This window comes from Streptomyces sp. NPDC037288, assembly GCF_055603265.1.
In genome coordinates this window covers 101,158-116,298 of sequence record NZ_JBVJVY010000029.1, presented here as the reverse complement: position 1 = coordinate 116,298, position 15,141 = coordinate 101,158, and the positions used below count along the sequence as shown (strand labels likewise).

Here is a 15,141-nt window from a genome sequence, read left to right as displayed (position 1 = left end):
TTAACCCTCCTACTCGGGATCCTTGGTCGGGGCGGGGGGGGGCTCTCCCTTCCCGCGGCCCCCCCCCCCCTCTCCGGGTGTACGGGGGTGTCAGTCGATCGACGGCTTCTCTCGGCGCTCTGTGCCGCCGTTGCCCGAGGAGCCGCTGCTGCCCGAACCGCCGCCCAGGTGGCCGAAGTTGCCCATGGCGCCGGAGAGGCCCTTAAGGGCGTCGCCGATTTCGCTGGGGACGATCCAGAGCTTGTTGGCATCGCCCTCGGCGATCTTCGGGAGCATCTGGAGGTACTGGTAGGAGAGGAGCTTCTGGTCGGGGTCGCCGGCGTGGATGGCCTCGAAGACCGTGCGGACCGCCTGGGCCTCGCCCTCGGCGCGCAGGGCGGCGGCCTTGGCCTCACCTTCGGCGCGCAGGATCTGGGACTGCTTCTCGCCCTCGGCGGTGAGGATGGCGGCCTGGCGGGTACCTTCGGCGGTGAGGATCGCGGCGCGCTTGTCACGGTCGGCGCGCATCTGCTTCTCCATCGAGTCCTGGATGGAGGTGGGTGGTTCGATGGCCTTCAGCTCGACGCGGTTGACGCGGATGCCCCATTTGCCCGTCGCCTCGTCGAGGACGCCGCGCAGGGCGGCGTTGATCTCCTCGCGGGAGGTCAGGGTGCGCTCCAGGTCCATGCCGCCGATGATGTTGCGGAGTGTGGTGACGGTGAGCTGCTCGATCGCCTGGATGTAGCTGGCGACCTCGTAGGTGGCCGCGCGGGCGTCCGTCACCTGGTAGTAGATGACCGTGTCGATGTTGACGACCAGGTTGTCCTGGGTGATCACCGGCTGCGGCGGGAACGGTACGACCTGTTCGCGCAGGTCGATGCGGTTGCGGATGGTGTCGATGAACGGGACCACGATGTTCAGGCCCGCGTTCAGCGTGCGTGTGTAGCGGCCGAAGCGCTCGACGATGGCGGCGCTGGCCTGTGGGATGACCTGGATGGTCTTGATCAGGGCGATGAAGACCAACACCACCAGAATGACCAGGACGATGATGACCGGTTCCATCGTGTTCCCCGTACCCCTCTCGGCCTTGGCGCTTTCGGCAGATCCCGCTGGTTGTCGAAGATCTTGCTGGTCGAGTCTGACAGACCGTCGCCCAACTCGTGGGCCGGATGCCTCAGATGATGATCGCGGTGGCCCCTTCGATGTCCACGACGTCCACCTCCTGGCCGACTTCGTAGGCACGGCCGGTGTCGAGGGAGCGGGCCGACCAGACCTCTCCGGCGAGCTTGATGCGGCCGCCCGAGCCGTCGACGCGCTCCAGGACGACTGCCTGCTTGCCCTTCAAGGCGTCGACTCCGGTGGCGAGTCGGGGGCGTTGTCTGCCGTGCCGGGCCGCGATGGGGCGGACGACGGCGATGAGCGCGACGGAGACGACGACGAACGCGAGGACCTGGATCACGGCGTCGAAGCCGAGGCCTGACACGACGGCGGCTGCGACGGCCCCCATCGCGAGCATGCCGAACTCCGGCATCGCGGTGACCACGAGCGGGATTCCGAGCGCCGCCGCGCCGACGAGCCACCACACCCATGCGTCGATGTCGTTCACATGGTCATGGTAGGGCCGGGGTCGGGCGGCGGACAGGGCGCGAAAGGGAGTGGGGCGGGCTCGCGACCGCCTCCGGTGAAGGGTCAGGACAGGGGCAGGCCCTGGGCGGTCCAGCGGTCGCCGACCTGCTCGACGACGAGTGGGAGGCCGAAGCAGAGGGAGAGGTTGCGGGAGGACAGTTCGAGCTCGATCGGGCCGGCGGCGAGGACCTTGCCCTGGCGGATCATCAGGACGTGGGTGAAGCCGGGGGCGATCTCCTCGACGTGGTGCGTCACCATGATCATCGAGGGGGCGATGGGGTCGCGGGCGAGCCGGCCGAGGCGGCGGACGAGGTCCTCGCGGCCGCCGAGGTCGAGGCCGGCGGCGGGCTCGTCGAGCAGGAGCAGCTCGGGGTCGGTCATCAGGGCGCGGGCGATCAGGGTGCGCTTGCGCTCGCCCTCGGAGAGGGTGCCGAAGCGGCGGTCGACGTAGTCGCTCATGCCGAGGCGGTCGAGGAAGGCGCGGGCGCGCTGCTCGTCGACCTCGTCGTACTCCTCCTGCCAGTGGGCGGTCATGCCGTAGGCGGCCGTCAGTACGGTCTCGAGCACGGTCTGGCGCTTGGGGAGCTTCTCGGCCATGGCGATGCCGGCCATGCCGATGCGGGGGCGCAGGTCGAAGACGTCGATCTTGCCGAGGGTGTCGCCGAGGATGGTGGCGGTGCCCTTGCTGGGGAAGAGGTAGCTGGAGGCGACGTTCAGCAGCGTGGTCTTGCCGGCGCCGTTGGGGCCGAGGATGACCCAGCGCTCCCCTTCCTTCACCGACCAGGAGACCTGGTCCACCAGAGCCCGGCCCTCGCGGACCACGGATACGTCCTGAAGCTCCAGAACATCGCTCATGAGCGCGTTGTCTCCCCTTGCAGTGTGGCCGGTCTCGGCTGTCGCGTACGCCTGTGGCTCGGTCCGCCGCGCCGGTGGGCGCAGCCCTTATGAAATCTACGCCACGAGTGCCCGGCACCATTCCATCGGTCCTGTCCTTAGGGTGGGGGCATGCTCTCGGAACCGCGTTCAGGACGCCTTGCCGCTTGGGGAAATGCCCTTTTGGCCGGACTTGTCCCTCCGGATGACGCAGCGCTCGCCATTGTGGGTGAGGACACCGTGCACCGGGTGGAGGGACTGCCCGGGGAAGCCGCGCAGGTCGGGCTCACGCTCGCGCTGGGGCGGCTGCGGACGCTGGGGGCGACGGGGCTGCGGGTCGCGCTGCCGGTGCCGGGGCATCCGCTGGGACTGAGCGGGCCGCCGGAGTTCAATGCGCGGGCGCTGGAGGCCGAGGAGGCGGTGGTCTGCTTCGGTGCCGCGTTCGGTCTGGTGCCTCGGGCGTACGAGGCCGGGCCCGAGGGTGATGTGCATGCCGAGGTGGTCTGGCAGGTGCTGCCGGTGCGGGAGGCGCCGCCCGCCGACGTGCCGTCGCTGGGCGAGGCCGAGCGGGAGCTCGCGGACGCGCTGCGGGAGGCGACCGCGGTGCTGTCGAAGCTGGACGTCGCCGGGTCGGGGCCGGTGGCGGAGGCGGCGATCGACGCGTACCGGGCGCGGGCCGAGCGTGGGCGTGAGGTGCTCGCCCCCGGGTATCCGTCGCGTGCGGTGCGGGTGCTGGAGCTGGCGCAGCGGGTGGGGCTGCTGGTGTCCCTGGCGTACGGCAAGGGGCACGGCGGTGCGGTCAGCTCCGCTGAGATGGCCGCGCGGTCGCAGGCCCTGCGGCCCGTGGAGCGGACGGCGCGGCGGGCGCAGGTGGCGGCGTACAACTCCTTCGTGGAGGAGCGGGAGCGGGGGATGCGGTAGGCGACCGACGGAAAGCCGACAGGCCCCCCGGTGCACACGGGAGGCCTGTGGTCGCTGTGGGTCGGAGCTCAGTGGTTGAGACCGGTGTTGCCGAAGGCCGGGTTCAGCACGCCGATCACGCTGACGCTGTTGCCGACCACGTTGACCGGGACGTGCACCGGGGCCTGGATGACGTTGCCCGAGATGACCCCCGGAGAGCCCAGGGCGTCGCCGCAGGCGTGGGCGCCCTCCGTGGCCGAGGCCATCCCCGCGCCCGCGGCCACCAGGCCACCGGCCACCATCGTCACGGCTGCGGCCTTCTTCAGGTTCTTCACTTTCCAACCCCTCCTAGACGGTCACCGCGGCGGTTCGCCGCAGCACGCACTGGAGAACGGCGGAGATCGCCGGAGGGTGCGCCATCTGAGTGACATTCCCACGACGGTATGAATCTCAGTCCATAGCCTGACCGCTCGCGCTGCGCTGGGTGAGGCCTTGGTGAGGGCGTTTCAGCCGGTCAGGCCATGGCGAACGGCCCACAGGGCGGCCTGGGTGCGGTCGGCGAGGTCCAGTTTCATGAGGATGTTGGAGACGTGTGTCTTGACGGTCTTCTCGGACAGCACCAGGGCGCGGGCGATCTCGCGGTTGGAGCGGCCGTCGGCTATCAGGCCGAGCACCTCACGCTCCCGCTCGGTGAGTGAATTCCCCCTTCCCTGCCCGGAGTTGGCCTCCTCCTGGGAGAGCAGGACACCGGCGACCTCCGGCTGGAGGAGGATGTGGCCGGCGTGCACGGAACGGATGGCGCCGGCGAGGGCGTCGGGGTCCACGTCCTTGTAGACGTATCCGGCGGCGCCCGCGCGCAGCGCCGGTACGACCGTGCGCTGCTCGGTGAAGCTGGTGACGATCAGCACGCGCGCGGGGTTGTCGAGTTCGCGGAGCCTGCGCAGGGCGTCGATGCCGTCCGTGCCCGGCATCTTGACGTCCATCAGGACGACGTCCGGCCGCAGTTCCTCGGCGCGGGCGACGCCCTCGGCGCCGTCGGCGGCCTCGCCGACGACCTCGATGTCGTCCTGCACCTCCAGGAAGGTGCGCAGGCCCCGGCGGACGACCTGGTGGTCGTCGACGAGCAGCACCTTGATTGTGTCAGCCACCGGGGACCTCCATCTCGATCGTGGTGCCCTTGCCGGGCGCCGACTCCACGTTCAGCGCGCCGCCGACCCCGCTCGCCCGGTCCCGCATGGAGACCAGGCCCAGGTGGCGTCCGGCGCGGCGGACCGCCTTGGGGTCGAAGCCGTTGCCGTCGTCGGTGACGCGCAGCACGGCTCCGCAGCCGCGCCGCTGGACGCTCACGTCGACGTGTGCGGCACCGGAGTGGCGCAGGGCGTTGTGCAGGGCCTCCTGGGCGACCCTGAGCAGGGCTTCCTCCTGGGCGGCGGGCAGGGCGCGGAAGCCGTTGCTGGTGAAGGTCACGCGCGCGGTGTGGGCGCGGTCGAGGACCTGGGTCTGGGTGCGCAGGGTGGCGATCAGTCCGTCCTCGTCCAGCGCGGCGGGGCGCAACTCCACGACGGCGGCGCGCAGTTCGTCGGCGGCCTCGGCGGCGAGCGCGGCGACCTGGTGCAGTTCGCCCTTGGCGCGGGCGGGGTCGCGGTCGACGAGGGCCGCCGCGGCCTGGGCGGTCAGGCGCAACGAGAAGAGCTTCTGGCTGACCGCGTCGTGCAGTTCGTGGGCGAGGCGGGAGCGTTCCTCGGCGATGGTCAGCTCACGGCTGCGCTCGTACAGGCGGGCGTTGGTGAGGGCGATGGCGGCGTGCTGGGCGAGGATGGACAGCAGTTCCTCGTCCTCTTCCGTGAAGCCGCACCTCCCCCCTGGTTCGGGGCACGGGGGGTGGCCCCCCACCGGGCGCACCTTGTTCGCCAGGAACAGCGCGCCGATGACCTCGTCGCCGTCGCGGATGGGCAGGCCCAGGAAGTCGACCAGGTCCGGATGCGCGGACGGCCAGCCCTCGAAGCGGGGGTCCTTGCGCACGTCGGCGAGACGCTCGGCCTTCGCCTCGTGCAGCATCGCGGCGAGGATGCCGTGCTGGCGGGGCAGCGGGCCGATGGCCTTCCACTGTGCGTCGCTGACGCCGTCGACGACGAACTGGGCGAAGCCGCCGTGGTCGTCGGGGACGCCGAGGGCGGCGTACTGCGCGTCGAGCAGCTCACGGGCGGAGGCGACGATCGTCTTGAGGACGTCGCGCACCTCCAGGTGCCTGCTCATGGCCAGCAGCGCGGAACTGACCGCGGCGAGGCCGGACCGGGGGCCTTGACTCATGTCCTCACGGTACCGGCGGGGTGTGACAGCGCGGATCGGACCTGTGACGGCCGGGCCTGGTCCGCTGGACCTAGGGCTGCGGGTCCGGATCCCGGGTCCCCGGCCGTCGGGTGTACGCCGAAGGACCCCTCGGGATTGCGGCCCGCGTCCGAGGCGGCCGGGGCGGTGCCGTTCCTACGGTGTCGGCACCGCCCGACGCGGGCGGTCGGCGACGAGGGGACGGTAGTCATGCCGGTAGCGATCATCACGGGGGCCTCGAAGGGGCTGGGGCGGGCGCTCGCCGAGGCGCTGGCCGCGCGGGGCTGGGATCTGGTGCTGGACGCCCGGGGCGCCGAGGCGCTCAAGGAAGCCGCGGAGAGCGTCGCCGCGCACGGCACGCGCGTGGAGGCGCCGGCCGGGGATGTGACGGACGCCGGGCACCGGGCGGAGCTGGTGGCGGCGGCCCGCACGCTCGGCGGTGTCGATCTGGTGGTGAACAACGCGGGGATCCTGGGCGCCGAGCCCCTGGTGCCGCTCGGCGCCCAGTCGCTGGACGGCTTCCGGGCCGCGCTGGAGACCAATGTGGTGGCTCCGCTGGGGCTGCTGCAGGAGGCGCTGCCGCTGCTGCGGGAGGCACCGGCGGGTGCGGTGATCGACGTGAGCTCGGACGCGGCCGTGGAGGCCTACCGCACGTGGGGCGCGTACGGGGCGACGAAGGCGGCGGTGGACCGGCTCTCGGCGGTGCTGGCGGTGGAGGAGCCGGGGCTGCGGGTGTGGTGGGTCGATCCGGGCGCCATGCGGACGGACATGCTGGCCGCCGCCGAGCCCGGTGAGGATCTGTCCGGGACGCCGGCGGCGGAGGAGATCGCTCCCGCATTCCTGCGGCTGCTGGACCGCCGCCCGGCGAGCGGCCGGTACACGGCGGCGGCGCTGCTGGAGGCGCGGTGACCGCCACCAGGGTCCCCTCGCGCGAGCCGGGTCGAGCGTGGGGGAAGGTTCCGCCGGAGCTGTCGGCGCGCGTGCCCGCCGAGCAGCGCGGTGCCGGGCTGGACCGGGACGCCGTACGGCTGCTGGTGTCGCGCGGTCCACAGGTGACGCATCACGCCTTCCCGGAGTTGCCGCTGCTGCTGCGGGCCGGGGACGTGCTGCTGGTGAACACCTCCCCCACGCTCGCCGCGGCGGTGGACGGGCGGATCGGGCACGCGCGCGTGGTGGTGCATTTCTCCACGCGCGGGGACGACGGCCGATGGGCGGTCGAGGTGCGGGAACCGGACGGGCGGGGCACTACCCGCACGCGTACGGGCACGCGTGCGGGTACGGAGGTGGTGCTGCCGGAGGCGGGGCGGCTGGTACTGGAGGAGCCGCTCAGTCCGCGTGGGGAGCGGCTGTGGTGGGCCCGGACGGACGGGGACGCCCTGGAGACGCTGCGCGTCTGCGGGCGGCCCATTCGCTACTCCTATACGGAGCGCGACCAGCCGCTGTCGGCGTACCAGACGGTGTTCGCGCTGCCGTCGCCGGACGGGCAGGGCAGTGCGGAGATGCCGAGTGCGGCGCGGCCTTTCACCGCGCGCCTGGTGGTGGAGCTGGTGAGCAGGGGGGTGCGGTTCGCACCGATCACGCTGCACACGGGGGTGGCGTCGGCGGAGGCGCACGAGCCGCCGTATCCGGAGCGGTTCGTGGTGCCGGAGGCGTCGGCGCGGCTGATCAACGCCGTGCGGGCGGGTGAGGGAAGGGTGATCGCGGTCGGTACGACGGCCGTGCGGGCCGTGGAGTCGGCGGCCGGGCCGGACGGGGTGGTGCGGGCGGCCGAGGGGTGGACGGACCTGGTCGTGACGCCCGAGCGCGGGGTACGGGTGGTGGACGGGCTGCTGACCGGGCTGCACGAGCCGGAGGCCTCTCATCTGCTGATGCTGGAGGCGGTCGCGGGCCGCGGGGCGGTCGACCGTGCCTACGACGAGGCGCTGCGGGGGCTCTACCTGTGGCACGAGTTCGGCGACGTGCATCTCATCCTCCCGGAGGAGGGTCCTCACGCAGCGCGTTGAGGTGGCGACTCATGGTGAGACTGTTACGTCTCCGATGTGAGCCCGCGCATAGGGCCCACATCACGTACGAACGGGCATAGGAGATAAACCCCCCCAGATGAACGGGACAGACGGTCCAGTCTGTCCCGTTTTGCCCTTCCCTGATCCACTATCGGGGATCGTACGTCACACCTTTGCCTGGGCATTTTGTGCCCGCTAAGAATTGCTCTCGTCGCTCAGCGCCGCGGCTACCAGCCCGCGGCGTTCGTGCGGGAGGAGCCGATTCCCCCGGCGGACGCAGGAGCGACCTCCGCGCAAACGAAGAGGTCCATCAGCCATGCCCAAGAACATCCTCACCCGTGCTCATAGTCGTGTCCTGACCAAGCAGCACAAGATCGCCGTCGCCGGTGTCGCCGCTCTCGGCACCGCCGCCATCGCTCTCTCCGCCGTACCCGGTCACGCGGACACCGTCACCACCGGCGCCCCGGTCACCACCGCCCAGGTCGCCTCCGCCACCACGCTGAAGAACGTCAAGGGCACGGTCACCGACCAGCTCGCCACCGAGACGGTCAAGCTGGACACGCTCGCCGCGCAGAAGAAGGCCGCCGACGAGGCCGCCGCCAAGCAGCGCGCCGAGGCCGCCGCGAAGAAGGCCGCCGCCGACGCCGCCGCGAAGAAGGCCGCGCAGGACCGCGCCGTCAAGGCCGCCGCGAGCCGCTCCGCGCAGCGCGTCCCGATGCAGCCGGTCGCCGCGAAGACCTACGCGAACAACCTCGACGGCTGGATCCGGCAGGCGCTGGACATCATGAAGCAGCACGACATCCCGGGCTCGTACAGCGGCCTACACCGCAACATCATGCGTGAGTCCTCGGGCAACCCGATGGCCATCAACAACTGGGACATCAACGCCATCAACGGCATCCCGTCCAAGGGCCTGCTGCAGGTGATCCAGCCCACCTTCAACATCTACCACGTGCCGGGCACGTCCTCGAACATCTACAACCCGGTCGCCAACATCACCGCCGCCGCCAACTACGCGGCCCACCGGTACGGCTCGATCGACAACGTCAACAGCGCGTACTGAGGTCGGCGCGGACCTCTCGAAGACGCGAAAGGGCGGCACCCCGTGCGGGGTGCCGCCCTTCGGCGTCCGCGCAGGACGCGGTTACTTCCGCATGACCTCGGGCTCGTGCCGGCGCAGGAAGCGGGCCACGAAGAAGCCGCAGATCACGCCGAGCACGATCAGCGCGATCATGTCCCCGGTCCAGGCCCCCGCCGTGTGGTTCCACAACGGGTCGTTGTCGCCGGCGGTCTCCGGCGGGCTGATCCGGTTGAAGTCCAGCGTGGCGCCGGCCGCGGCGACCGCCCAGCGTGACGGCATCAGGTACGAGAACTCGTTGACGCCGACCGTGCCGTGCAGGGCGAACAGGCAGCCGGTGAAGACGACCTGGATGATCGCGAACATCACCAGCAGCGGCATGGTCTTCTCGGCGGTCTTCACCAGCGAGGAGATGATCAGGCCGAACATCATCGCGGTGAAGCCGAGCCCCATGATCGGCAGGCACAGCTCCAGCAGCGAGGCGTGGCCGAGGATGAGGCCCTGGTCCGGGATCTCGCGCTTGGCGAAGCCGATCACGCCGACCAGCAGCCCCTGGAGAACGGTGATCATGCCGAGCACGAACACCTTCGACATCAGGTACGCCGACCTGGACAGGCCGGTCGCGCGCTCCCGCTCGTAGATCACCCGTTCCTTGATCAGCTCGCGGACGGAGTTGGCGGCACCGGAGAAGCAGGCGCCGACGGCGAGGATCAGCAGCACGGTGGTGGCCGTGCCGTTGGGCACGATCTGCCCGGTCTGCGGATTGGCGCCGTTGGGCAGCAGGCCCCGGTCGGGGTGGATCAGCAGGCTGACCGCGCCGATGACGGCCGGCAGCAGCACCATCAGGGCCAGGAAGCCGCGGTCGGAGACGATGACCGACACATAGCGCCGCACCAGGGTGACGAACTGGGAGAACCAGCCCTGCGGCTTGGGCGGCCTGATCGCCTGCATCGGCGGCATCTGGACCGCCTGCGGGGCGACCGAGTCGACGTCCGCGGCGTACAGCTGGTAGTGCTGCGAGCCCTTCCAGCGGCCCGCCCAGTCGTAGTCGCGGTAGTTCTCGAAGGCGGAGAAGACATCGGCCCAGCTGTCGTAGCCGAAGAAGTTCAGCGCCTCCTCCGGCGGGCCGAAGTAGGCGACCGCCCCGCCCGGCGCCATCACCAGCAGCTTGTCGCACAGGGCCAGCTCGGCCACCGAGTGGGTGACCACGAGGACCGTACGGCCGTCGTCGGCGAGGCCGCGCAGCAGCTGCATGACATCGCGGTCCATGCCCGGGTCGAGACCGGAGGTCGGCTCGTCCAGGAAGATCAGCGACGGCTTGGTGAGCAGCTCCAGGGCCACCGAGACGCGCTTGCGCTGACCGCCGGAGAGGGAGGTGACCTTCTTGTCCTTGTGGATGTCGAGCTTCAGCTCGCGCAGCACCTCGTCGATACGGGCGTCGCGCTCGGCCGCGGTGGTGTCCGCCGGGAAGCGCAACTTGGCCGCGTACTTCAGGGCCTTCTTGACGGTCAGCTCCTTGTGCAGGATGTCGTCCTGCGGGACCAGACCGATGCGCTGGCGCAGCTCGGCGAACTGCTTGTACAGGTTCCGGTTGTCGTACAGCACCTCGCCCTGGTTGGCGGGCCGGTAGCCGGTGAGGGCCTTGAGCAGGGTCGACTTGCCGGAGCCGGACGGGCCGATGACCGCGATCAGCGACTTCTCCGGGACACCGAAGGAGACGTCCCTCAGGATCTGCTTGCCGCCGTCGACCGTGACGGTCAGATGGCGCGCGGAGAAGGAGACCTCACCGGTGTCGACGAACTCCTCGAGGCGGTCGCCGACGACCCGGAAGGTGGAGTGGCCGACGCCGACGATGTCGGCGGGGCCCAGCTGCACCGAGCCGCCCTTGGGGATCGGCTGGCCGTTGACGTAGGTGCCGTTGTGCGAGCCGAGGTCGCGGATCTCCAGACGGCCGTCGGGCGTGGCGTGGAACTCGGCATGGTGCCGGGAGACCTGCAGGTCGGAGACGACCAGCTCGTTCTCCAGGGCACGGCCGATGCGCATCACGCGGTCGAGCGCGAACTGGTGGAACGTGGTCGGGCTGCGGTCGCCGTAGACCGGCGGCGCCCCCGCGCCACCACCGGGTGCCTGCTGCAGGTACTGGTCGGCGGGAGCCGCCTGCTGCTGCGGAAACGCGGGTGCCTGCTGCTGCCAGGCGGGCTGCGGGGCCTGCTGCTGCGCGGGCGCCTGGTGCGGTACGGCCGGCTGGACGGCCGGTGCCTGGGGCTGCGCGGCGCCAGCTTGCGGCTGTGCGGCGGCCTGGTGTTCCGCGCCCGGCTGGGCCCAGCCGGGCGCGCCGGCGCCCTGCGCGGCGTACGGCGCCGACTGCTGCTGTCCGACCGCGGCCCCGGACAGGTTCAGCCGCGGTCCGTCGGTCGCGTTGCCGAGGTGCAGCGACACACCCGGCCCGATCTCCGTCTGCTGGACCCGCCGGCCCTGCACGAACGTGCCGTTGGTGCTGCCGTGGTCCTCGATGACCCAACTGCGGCCGTCGAAGCTGACCGTGGCGTGACGCCAGGACACCCTGGCGTCGTCGAAGACGATGTCACCCTGCGGATCGCGGCCGAGGGTGTAGGGCCTGGACGGGTCCAACGTCCAGGTCCGTCCGTTTGATTCCAGTACGAGTTCCGGCACTCCATGCCCCACTGAGTTGTCCCCCGAGTTTCCCCCATCGCAGGGAGTCTAGGGATGTCGAACATCGTGGGGAACTATTTCAGGCTCAGCCCCGTGACCGAAACCCGGGCCTTGTCACGAGCGCCTGCACGCGCTCCGACTCGCCGCGTTGTCCCGGTTGGCCGGGTTGAAACCGGGCTGGAGAGCGGCAAACCCGACGAGGAGGACAAATAAGTGTGGCCATGGCGGCGTTCGGCGGATGTCGGTCACACCGCCATCGAGATCACGCCACTCGGAGTGAGCCTGGTCGGTGCGCTGCCGCTGTCGTGGTTCCTTCAACGGCCCCTGTCCGCAGCCGGAGTTGCCGTCGCTCCGGCCGAACTCCTCTCCTCCGCGGGCACGGTGACCACGCTCTTCGTGACGATGCCGGGCGGTCCCGTGCCAGCAGGGGCCGCGGCCTGCTCCCCCTGGACACGGCGGTCACGCTGCTCAGCGGGCGCGGACGGTGTGCTGATGGTCCCGTTGATCACCCTGTCCACCTCCCGGCGGCCTCCCCCGCCGCCCGGCCGGGGTCCGCCGTGCACCGAGCGGTACGGCGGCGGGGCCGGCCGTCGTGAGCCGCATCCTGGTGGCCGTGGCGGCGGGGCTCGGCGACAGAGCCGGCCGCCGACATGGCGGCGGGGCCGGCCGCCGAACGCGGACAGGCGTCTAGGCTCGGCCGTCACCGGGGACGAGCGCGAAGAGCAGCGCCATGGTCATGTGATCGGCCGTGCCGCCCTTCGGGTGAGTATGCGGGGCCGGGAAGCGGGAACTGATGGCGTGAGGCGATGGGAGGCAGTGATGGCGAACTTTCTCGACCGGGCCAGGGAACAGGCTCAGAGCGCACTGAACCAGGGCAAGCAGAAGGTGGACGAGCTCCAGCAGCATCGGGCAGGAAACGATCTGCTGAAGCAGCTCGGGGCGGCGTACTACGCCGAGCGGCGCGGTTCCGGTTCGGCGGAGTCCACTCAGCAGGCCCTGTCCGCTTTGGAGGCCCACATCTCCGCTCACGGAGACGGCTTCCTGCGCGGAACCTGAGTCGGCGGGCCCCCGGCCCTGCCCGGCAGGGCATTTCGTGGCACAGTCGAGGTGGAGCCGGGGACTGACGTGTGCGGGGGCAGGGTGTCTCCCGGTGGCAAGGTCCCTGACACCGGTGCGTCATCCATTGTTCCGTGTCCGTCAGGCGGACCTCGGCGGCGGACGGCACTGGGTGCCGGATACGGTGGTGACACCATGAGCGCTTCGCAGACCTCCGCTTCGCAGACCCCCGAGGTCCCTACCCTCCTTGTCAAGATCTTCGGCAAGGACAGGCCGGGCATCACGGCCGGCCTCTTCGACACCCTCGCCGCCTTCCTCGTCGACGTGGTCGACATCGAGCAGGTCGTCACCCGGGGCCGCCTGGTGCTGTGCGCGCTGGTCACCCAGCCGCCGGCCGGCCTGGAGGGTGATCTGAGGGCCACCGTGCACAGCTGGGCCGAGTCCATGAAGATGCAGGCGGAGATCATCTCGGGGCACGGCGACAACCAGCCGCGCGGCCTCGGGCGTTCCCTGGTCACCGTCCTCGGCCATCCGCTGACCTCCGAGTCGACGGCCGCCATCGCCGCCCGGATCGCGAAGGCCGGCGGCAACATCGACCGTATCTTCCGGCTGGCCAAGTACCCGGTGACGGCAGTGGAGTTCGCCGTCTCCGGTGTCGAGACCGAGCCGCTGCGCACGGCCCTGGCCTCCGACGCGGCGGCACTGGGTGTCGACGTCGCGGTGGTCTCGGCCGGTCTGCACCGGCGCGCTCAGCGCCTGGTGGTCATGGACGTGGACTCCACCCTGATCCAGGACGAGGTCATCGAGCTGTTCGCGGCGCACGCAGGCTGCGAGGACAAGGTCGCCGAGGTGACGGCGGCGGCGATGCGCGGGGAGCTGGACTTCGAGCAGTCGCTGCACGCGCGCGTGGCGCTGCTGGAGGGGCTGGACGCCTCCGTGGTGGAGAAGGTGCGCAACGAGGTCCGGCTGACGCCGGGCGCGCGCACCCTGATCCGCACGCTGAAGCGGCTCGGTTACCAGGTCGGTGTCGTCTCCGGTGGCTTCACGCAGGTCACGGACGATCTGAGGGAACGGTTGGGCCTGGACTTCGCGCAGGCCAACACACTGGAGATCGTCGACGGCAGGCTCACCGGCCGGGTCACCGGCGAGATCGTGGACCGCGCCGGCAAGGCGCGGCTGCTGCGCCGGTTCGCCGCGGAGGCCGGGGTGCCGCTGTCGCAGACGGTGGCGATCGGCGACGGCGCCAACGACCTGGACATGCTGAACGCGGCCGGTCTGGGCGTCGCCTTCAACGCCAAGCCGGTGGTCCGCGAGGCCGCGCACACGGCGGTGAACTTCCCCTTCCTCGACACGGTGCTCTACCTGCTGGGCGTCACCCGCGAAGAGGTCGAGGCGGCCGACACGCACGACGAGGGCTGAGCCGGTCCGGCCGGCCCGGATGCGGCAGGGTCCGGCACCGCGCGGGTGCCGGACCCTCGCGTCCGTGTGAGGTCACTCGGCGGGCGCCCAGTAGTCCATGAGGGTGGTCACGCCCGGCTCCAGGGCCTTCCAGTCGCCGTCGAAGGACAGCACCGCGAAACCGGCCGCCGGGAAGCCGCGGCGGTTCATCCGCTCACGGGCGTCGCCCTCGGCCCCGCCGGACAGAATGTCGGCCAAGCCGTGGACGCCCGGGTTGTGGCCGATCAGGATCACGTTCCGCACGTCCTCCGGAGTCTCGTTGAGCACGGCGATCAGTTCGCCGGGCGAGGCCTCGTAGACCCGCTCCTCGTAGACGGTCTTCGGCCGGTGTGCCAGCTCGTGGACGGCGAGCTTCCAGGTCTCGCGGGTCCGGGTCGCGGTGGAGCACAGGGCCAGGTCGAAGGTGATACCGGTGTCGGCCAGCTTGCGTCCGGCGACCACGGCGTCCTTGCGGCCCCGCTCGGCGAGCGGGCGCTCATGGTCGGACACCTGTGGCCAGTCGGCCTTCGCATGCCGGAGGAGGACGATCCTGCGAGGTTCTGCGGCGCTCATGGGAACCAGCTTCGCATGAAACAGGCCAGGGGGCGCAGGGAGTTGACATGGGGATTCACCGCGCGTGGAGGCGCCACGTCAGCGCGTGAGGAGTTGCTGGGCGCGCTCGAAGAGGTGCGTGATCGCCGGGTCGCTGCTCGCCGCGTGCGCGTCCGACGGGTTCAGTATCAGGACGAGGAGGGCGATGAAGGCGAGCGCGGGCAGGGCGAGGGCCCACCAGGGCAGCCGGATGTCGACGCCGCCCGTGGTCGCCGGGTGGGGCCGGGAAGGGGTGCGGGCCGACATGATCGCCTCCGTGGGTCTTCGAGCGGGTCCCTGACCGTGTCGTGCGGTCACCTCTCGAAGCTACGGAATCCAGGGCCGCCAACCCATCCGGACTTCCACCCAGTTGACCCTGACCCTTGCCCCCTAGGGGATGTGGGGCTACCCCCACCATCCGCCGTCGGACGCGGGCCGGGAGACCGCCCGGCCTCGCCCGTTACGGGGAGGCGATGACGGCGATGACGGCGATGACTGCGAAGATGGCGAAGAACGAGCCGAAGACGAGCAGCATCTTCTTCTGACCGTTCTGCGGGTTCGGGTCGAGCACAGGCTGCATGCGCCCAGTCTCGCACT

General features: G+C 70.9%; 16 protein-coding genes. 6 read left to right on the top strand and 10 right to left on the bottom strand.

What is annotated here, in order from left to right; genetic code table 11:
• Nucleotides 1-90 precede the first annotated feature (90 nt).
• The 3 genes from ACZ7GZ_RS28585 to ACZ7GZ_RS28575 all read right to left on the bottom strand — a co-directional run bounded on the left by ACZ7GZ_RS28585 (nt 91) and on the right by ACZ7GZ_RS28575 (nt 2,460).
• Nucleotides 91-1,041, bottom strand: a complete 951-nt coding sequence (locus tag ACZ7GZ_RS28585; RefSeq protein WP_471028517.1) for an SPFH domain-containing protein — start codon at nt 1,039-1,041, stop codon at nt 91-93.
• A 112-nt stretch (nt 1,042-1,153) separates the two neighbouring features.
• Entirely contained in the window at nt 1,154-1,585 is a 432-nt protein-coding gene (locus ACZ7GZ_RS28580; RefSeq protein WP_471028516.1) for an NfeD family protein, read from the bottom strand.
• An 83-nt stretch (nt 1,586-1,668) separates the two neighbouring features.
• Entirely contained in the window at nt 1,669-2,460 is a 792-nt protein-coding gene (locus ACZ7GZ_RS28575) for an ABC transporter ATP-binding protein (protein WP_471028515.1), read from the bottom strand.
• 150 nt (nt 2,461-2,610) lie between these two features.
• Between ACZ7GZ_RS28575 and ACZ7GZ_RS28570 the strand changes: the two genes are divergently transcribed.
• Entirely contained in the window at nt 2,611-3,399 is a 789-nt protein-coding gene (locus ACZ7GZ_RS28570; RefSeq protein WP_471028514.1) for a hypothetical protein, read from the top strand.
• Between the two features lie 68 nt (nt 3,400-3,467).
• Here the strand turns inward: ACZ7GZ_RS28570 and ACZ7GZ_RS28565 are convergent, their stop codons facing one another.
• From ACZ7GZ_RS28565 to ACZ7GZ_RS28555, 3 genes are all read right to left on the bottom strand, one after another.
• A complete protein-coding gene (locus ACZ7GZ_RS28565) occupies nt 3,468-3,713 on the bottom strand; it encodes a chaplin (RefSeq protein ID WP_471028513.1) in 246 nt (81 codons plus the stop codon).
• A gap of 171 nt (nt 3,714-3,884) precedes the next feature.
• Complete coding sequence (locus tag ACZ7GZ_RS28560) at nt 3,885-4,526, bottom strand: response regulator (RefSeq protein WP_471028511.1); 642 nt, start codon at nt 4,524-4,526, stop codon at nt 3,885-3,887.
• Nucleotides 4,519-5,688, bottom strand: a complete 1,170-nt coding sequence (locus ACZ7GZ_RS28555; protein ID WP_471028510.1) for a GAF domain-containing sensor histidine kinase — start codon at nt 5,686-5,688, stop codon at nt 4,519-4,521. The genes ACZ7GZ_RS28560 and ACZ7GZ_RS28555 overlap by 8 nt, the downstream gene beginning before the upstream one ends.
• 228 nt (nt 5,689-5,916) lie before the next feature.
• Between ACZ7GZ_RS28555 and ACZ7GZ_RS28550 the strand changes: the two genes are divergently transcribed.
• The 3 genes from ACZ7GZ_RS28550 to ACZ7GZ_RS28540 all read left to right on the top strand — a co-directional run bounded on the left by ACZ7GZ_RS28550 (nt 5,917) and on the right by ACZ7GZ_RS28540 (nt 8,772).
• The gene (locus ACZ7GZ_RS28550) at nt 5,917-6,615 is read left to right on the top strand and encodes an SDR family NAD(P)-dependent oxidoreductase (protein WP_471028508.1); all 699 of its coding nucleotides are present in this window, start codon (nt 5,917-5,919) and stop codon (nt 6,613-6,615) included.
• Nucleotides 6,612-7,709, top strand: a complete 1,098-nt coding sequence (locus ACZ7GZ_RS28545; protein WP_471028507.1) for an S-adenosylmethionine:tRNA ribosyltransferase-isomerase — start codon at nt 6,612-6,614, stop codon at nt 7,707-7,709. Before ACZ7GZ_RS28550 ends, ACZ7GZ_RS28545 begins: the two co-directional genes overlap by 4 nt.
• Nucleotides 7,710-8,025: 316 nt before the next feature.
• On the top strand, nt 8,026-8,772 hold the full coding sequence (locus ACZ7GZ_RS28540; protein ID WP_471028504.1) for a transglycosylase SLT domain-containing protein: 747 nt from the start codon (nt 8,026-8,028) through the stop codon (nt 8,770-8,772).
• 81 nt (nt 8,773-8,853) lie between these two features.
• Here ACZ7GZ_RS28540 and ACZ7GZ_RS28535 read toward each other — a convergent pair whose 3' ends face one another.
• Nucleotides 8,854-11,460, bottom strand: a complete 2,607-nt coding sequence (locus tag ACZ7GZ_RS28535) for an ABC transporter ATP-binding protein/permease (protein ID WP_471028502.1) — start codon at nt 11,458-11,460, stop codon at nt 8,854-8,856.
• 819 nt (nt 11,461-12,279) lie between these two features.
• Here ACZ7GZ_RS28535 and ACZ7GZ_RS28530 point away from each other — a divergent pair.
• Nucleotides 12,280-12,516 carry a hypothetical protein gene (locus ACZ7GZ_RS28530; protein ID WP_471028500.1) on the top strand — a complete coding sequence of 79 codons (237 nt, stop codon included), beginning with the start codon at nt 12,280-12,282 and terminating at the stop codon, nt 12,514-12,516.
• Between the two features lie 195 nt (nt 12,517-12,711).
• Nucleotides 12,712-13,935, top strand: a complete 1,224-nt coding sequence (serB, locus tag ACZ7GZ_RS28525; RefSeq protein ID WP_471028497.1) for a phosphoserine phosphatase SerB — start codon at nt 12,712-12,714, stop codon at nt 13,933-13,935.
• Between the two features lie 72 nt (nt 13,936-14,007).
• Here the strand turns inward: serB and ACZ7GZ_RS28520 are convergent, their stop codons facing one another.
• The 3 genes from ACZ7GZ_RS28520 to ACZ7GZ_RS28510 all read right to left on the bottom strand — a co-directional run bounded on the left by ACZ7GZ_RS28520 (nt 14,008) and on the right by ACZ7GZ_RS28510 (nt 15,124).
• Complete coding sequence (locus tag ACZ7GZ_RS28520; RefSeq protein ID WP_471028496.1) at nt 14,008-14,526, bottom strand: SixA phosphatase family protein; 519 nt, start codon at nt 14,524-14,526, stop codon at nt 14,008-14,010.
• A 78-nt stretch (nt 14,527-14,604) separates the two neighbouring features.
• Nucleotides 14,605-14,811 carry a hypothetical protein gene (locus ACZ7GZ_RS28515; protein WP_471028494.1) on the bottom strand — a complete coding sequence of 69 codons (207 nt, stop codon included), beginning with the start codon at nt 14,809-14,811 and terminating at the stop codon, nt 14,605-14,607.
• Nucleotides 14,812-15,004: 193 nt separating this feature from the next.
• Nucleotides 15,005-15,124, bottom strand: a complete 120-nt coding sequence (locus tag ACZ7GZ_RS28510; RefSeq protein WP_471028493.1) for an SGM_5486 family transporter-associated protein — start codon at nt 15,122-15,124, stop codon at nt 15,005-15,007.
• Nucleotides 15,125-15,141: the final 17 nt, after the last annotated feature.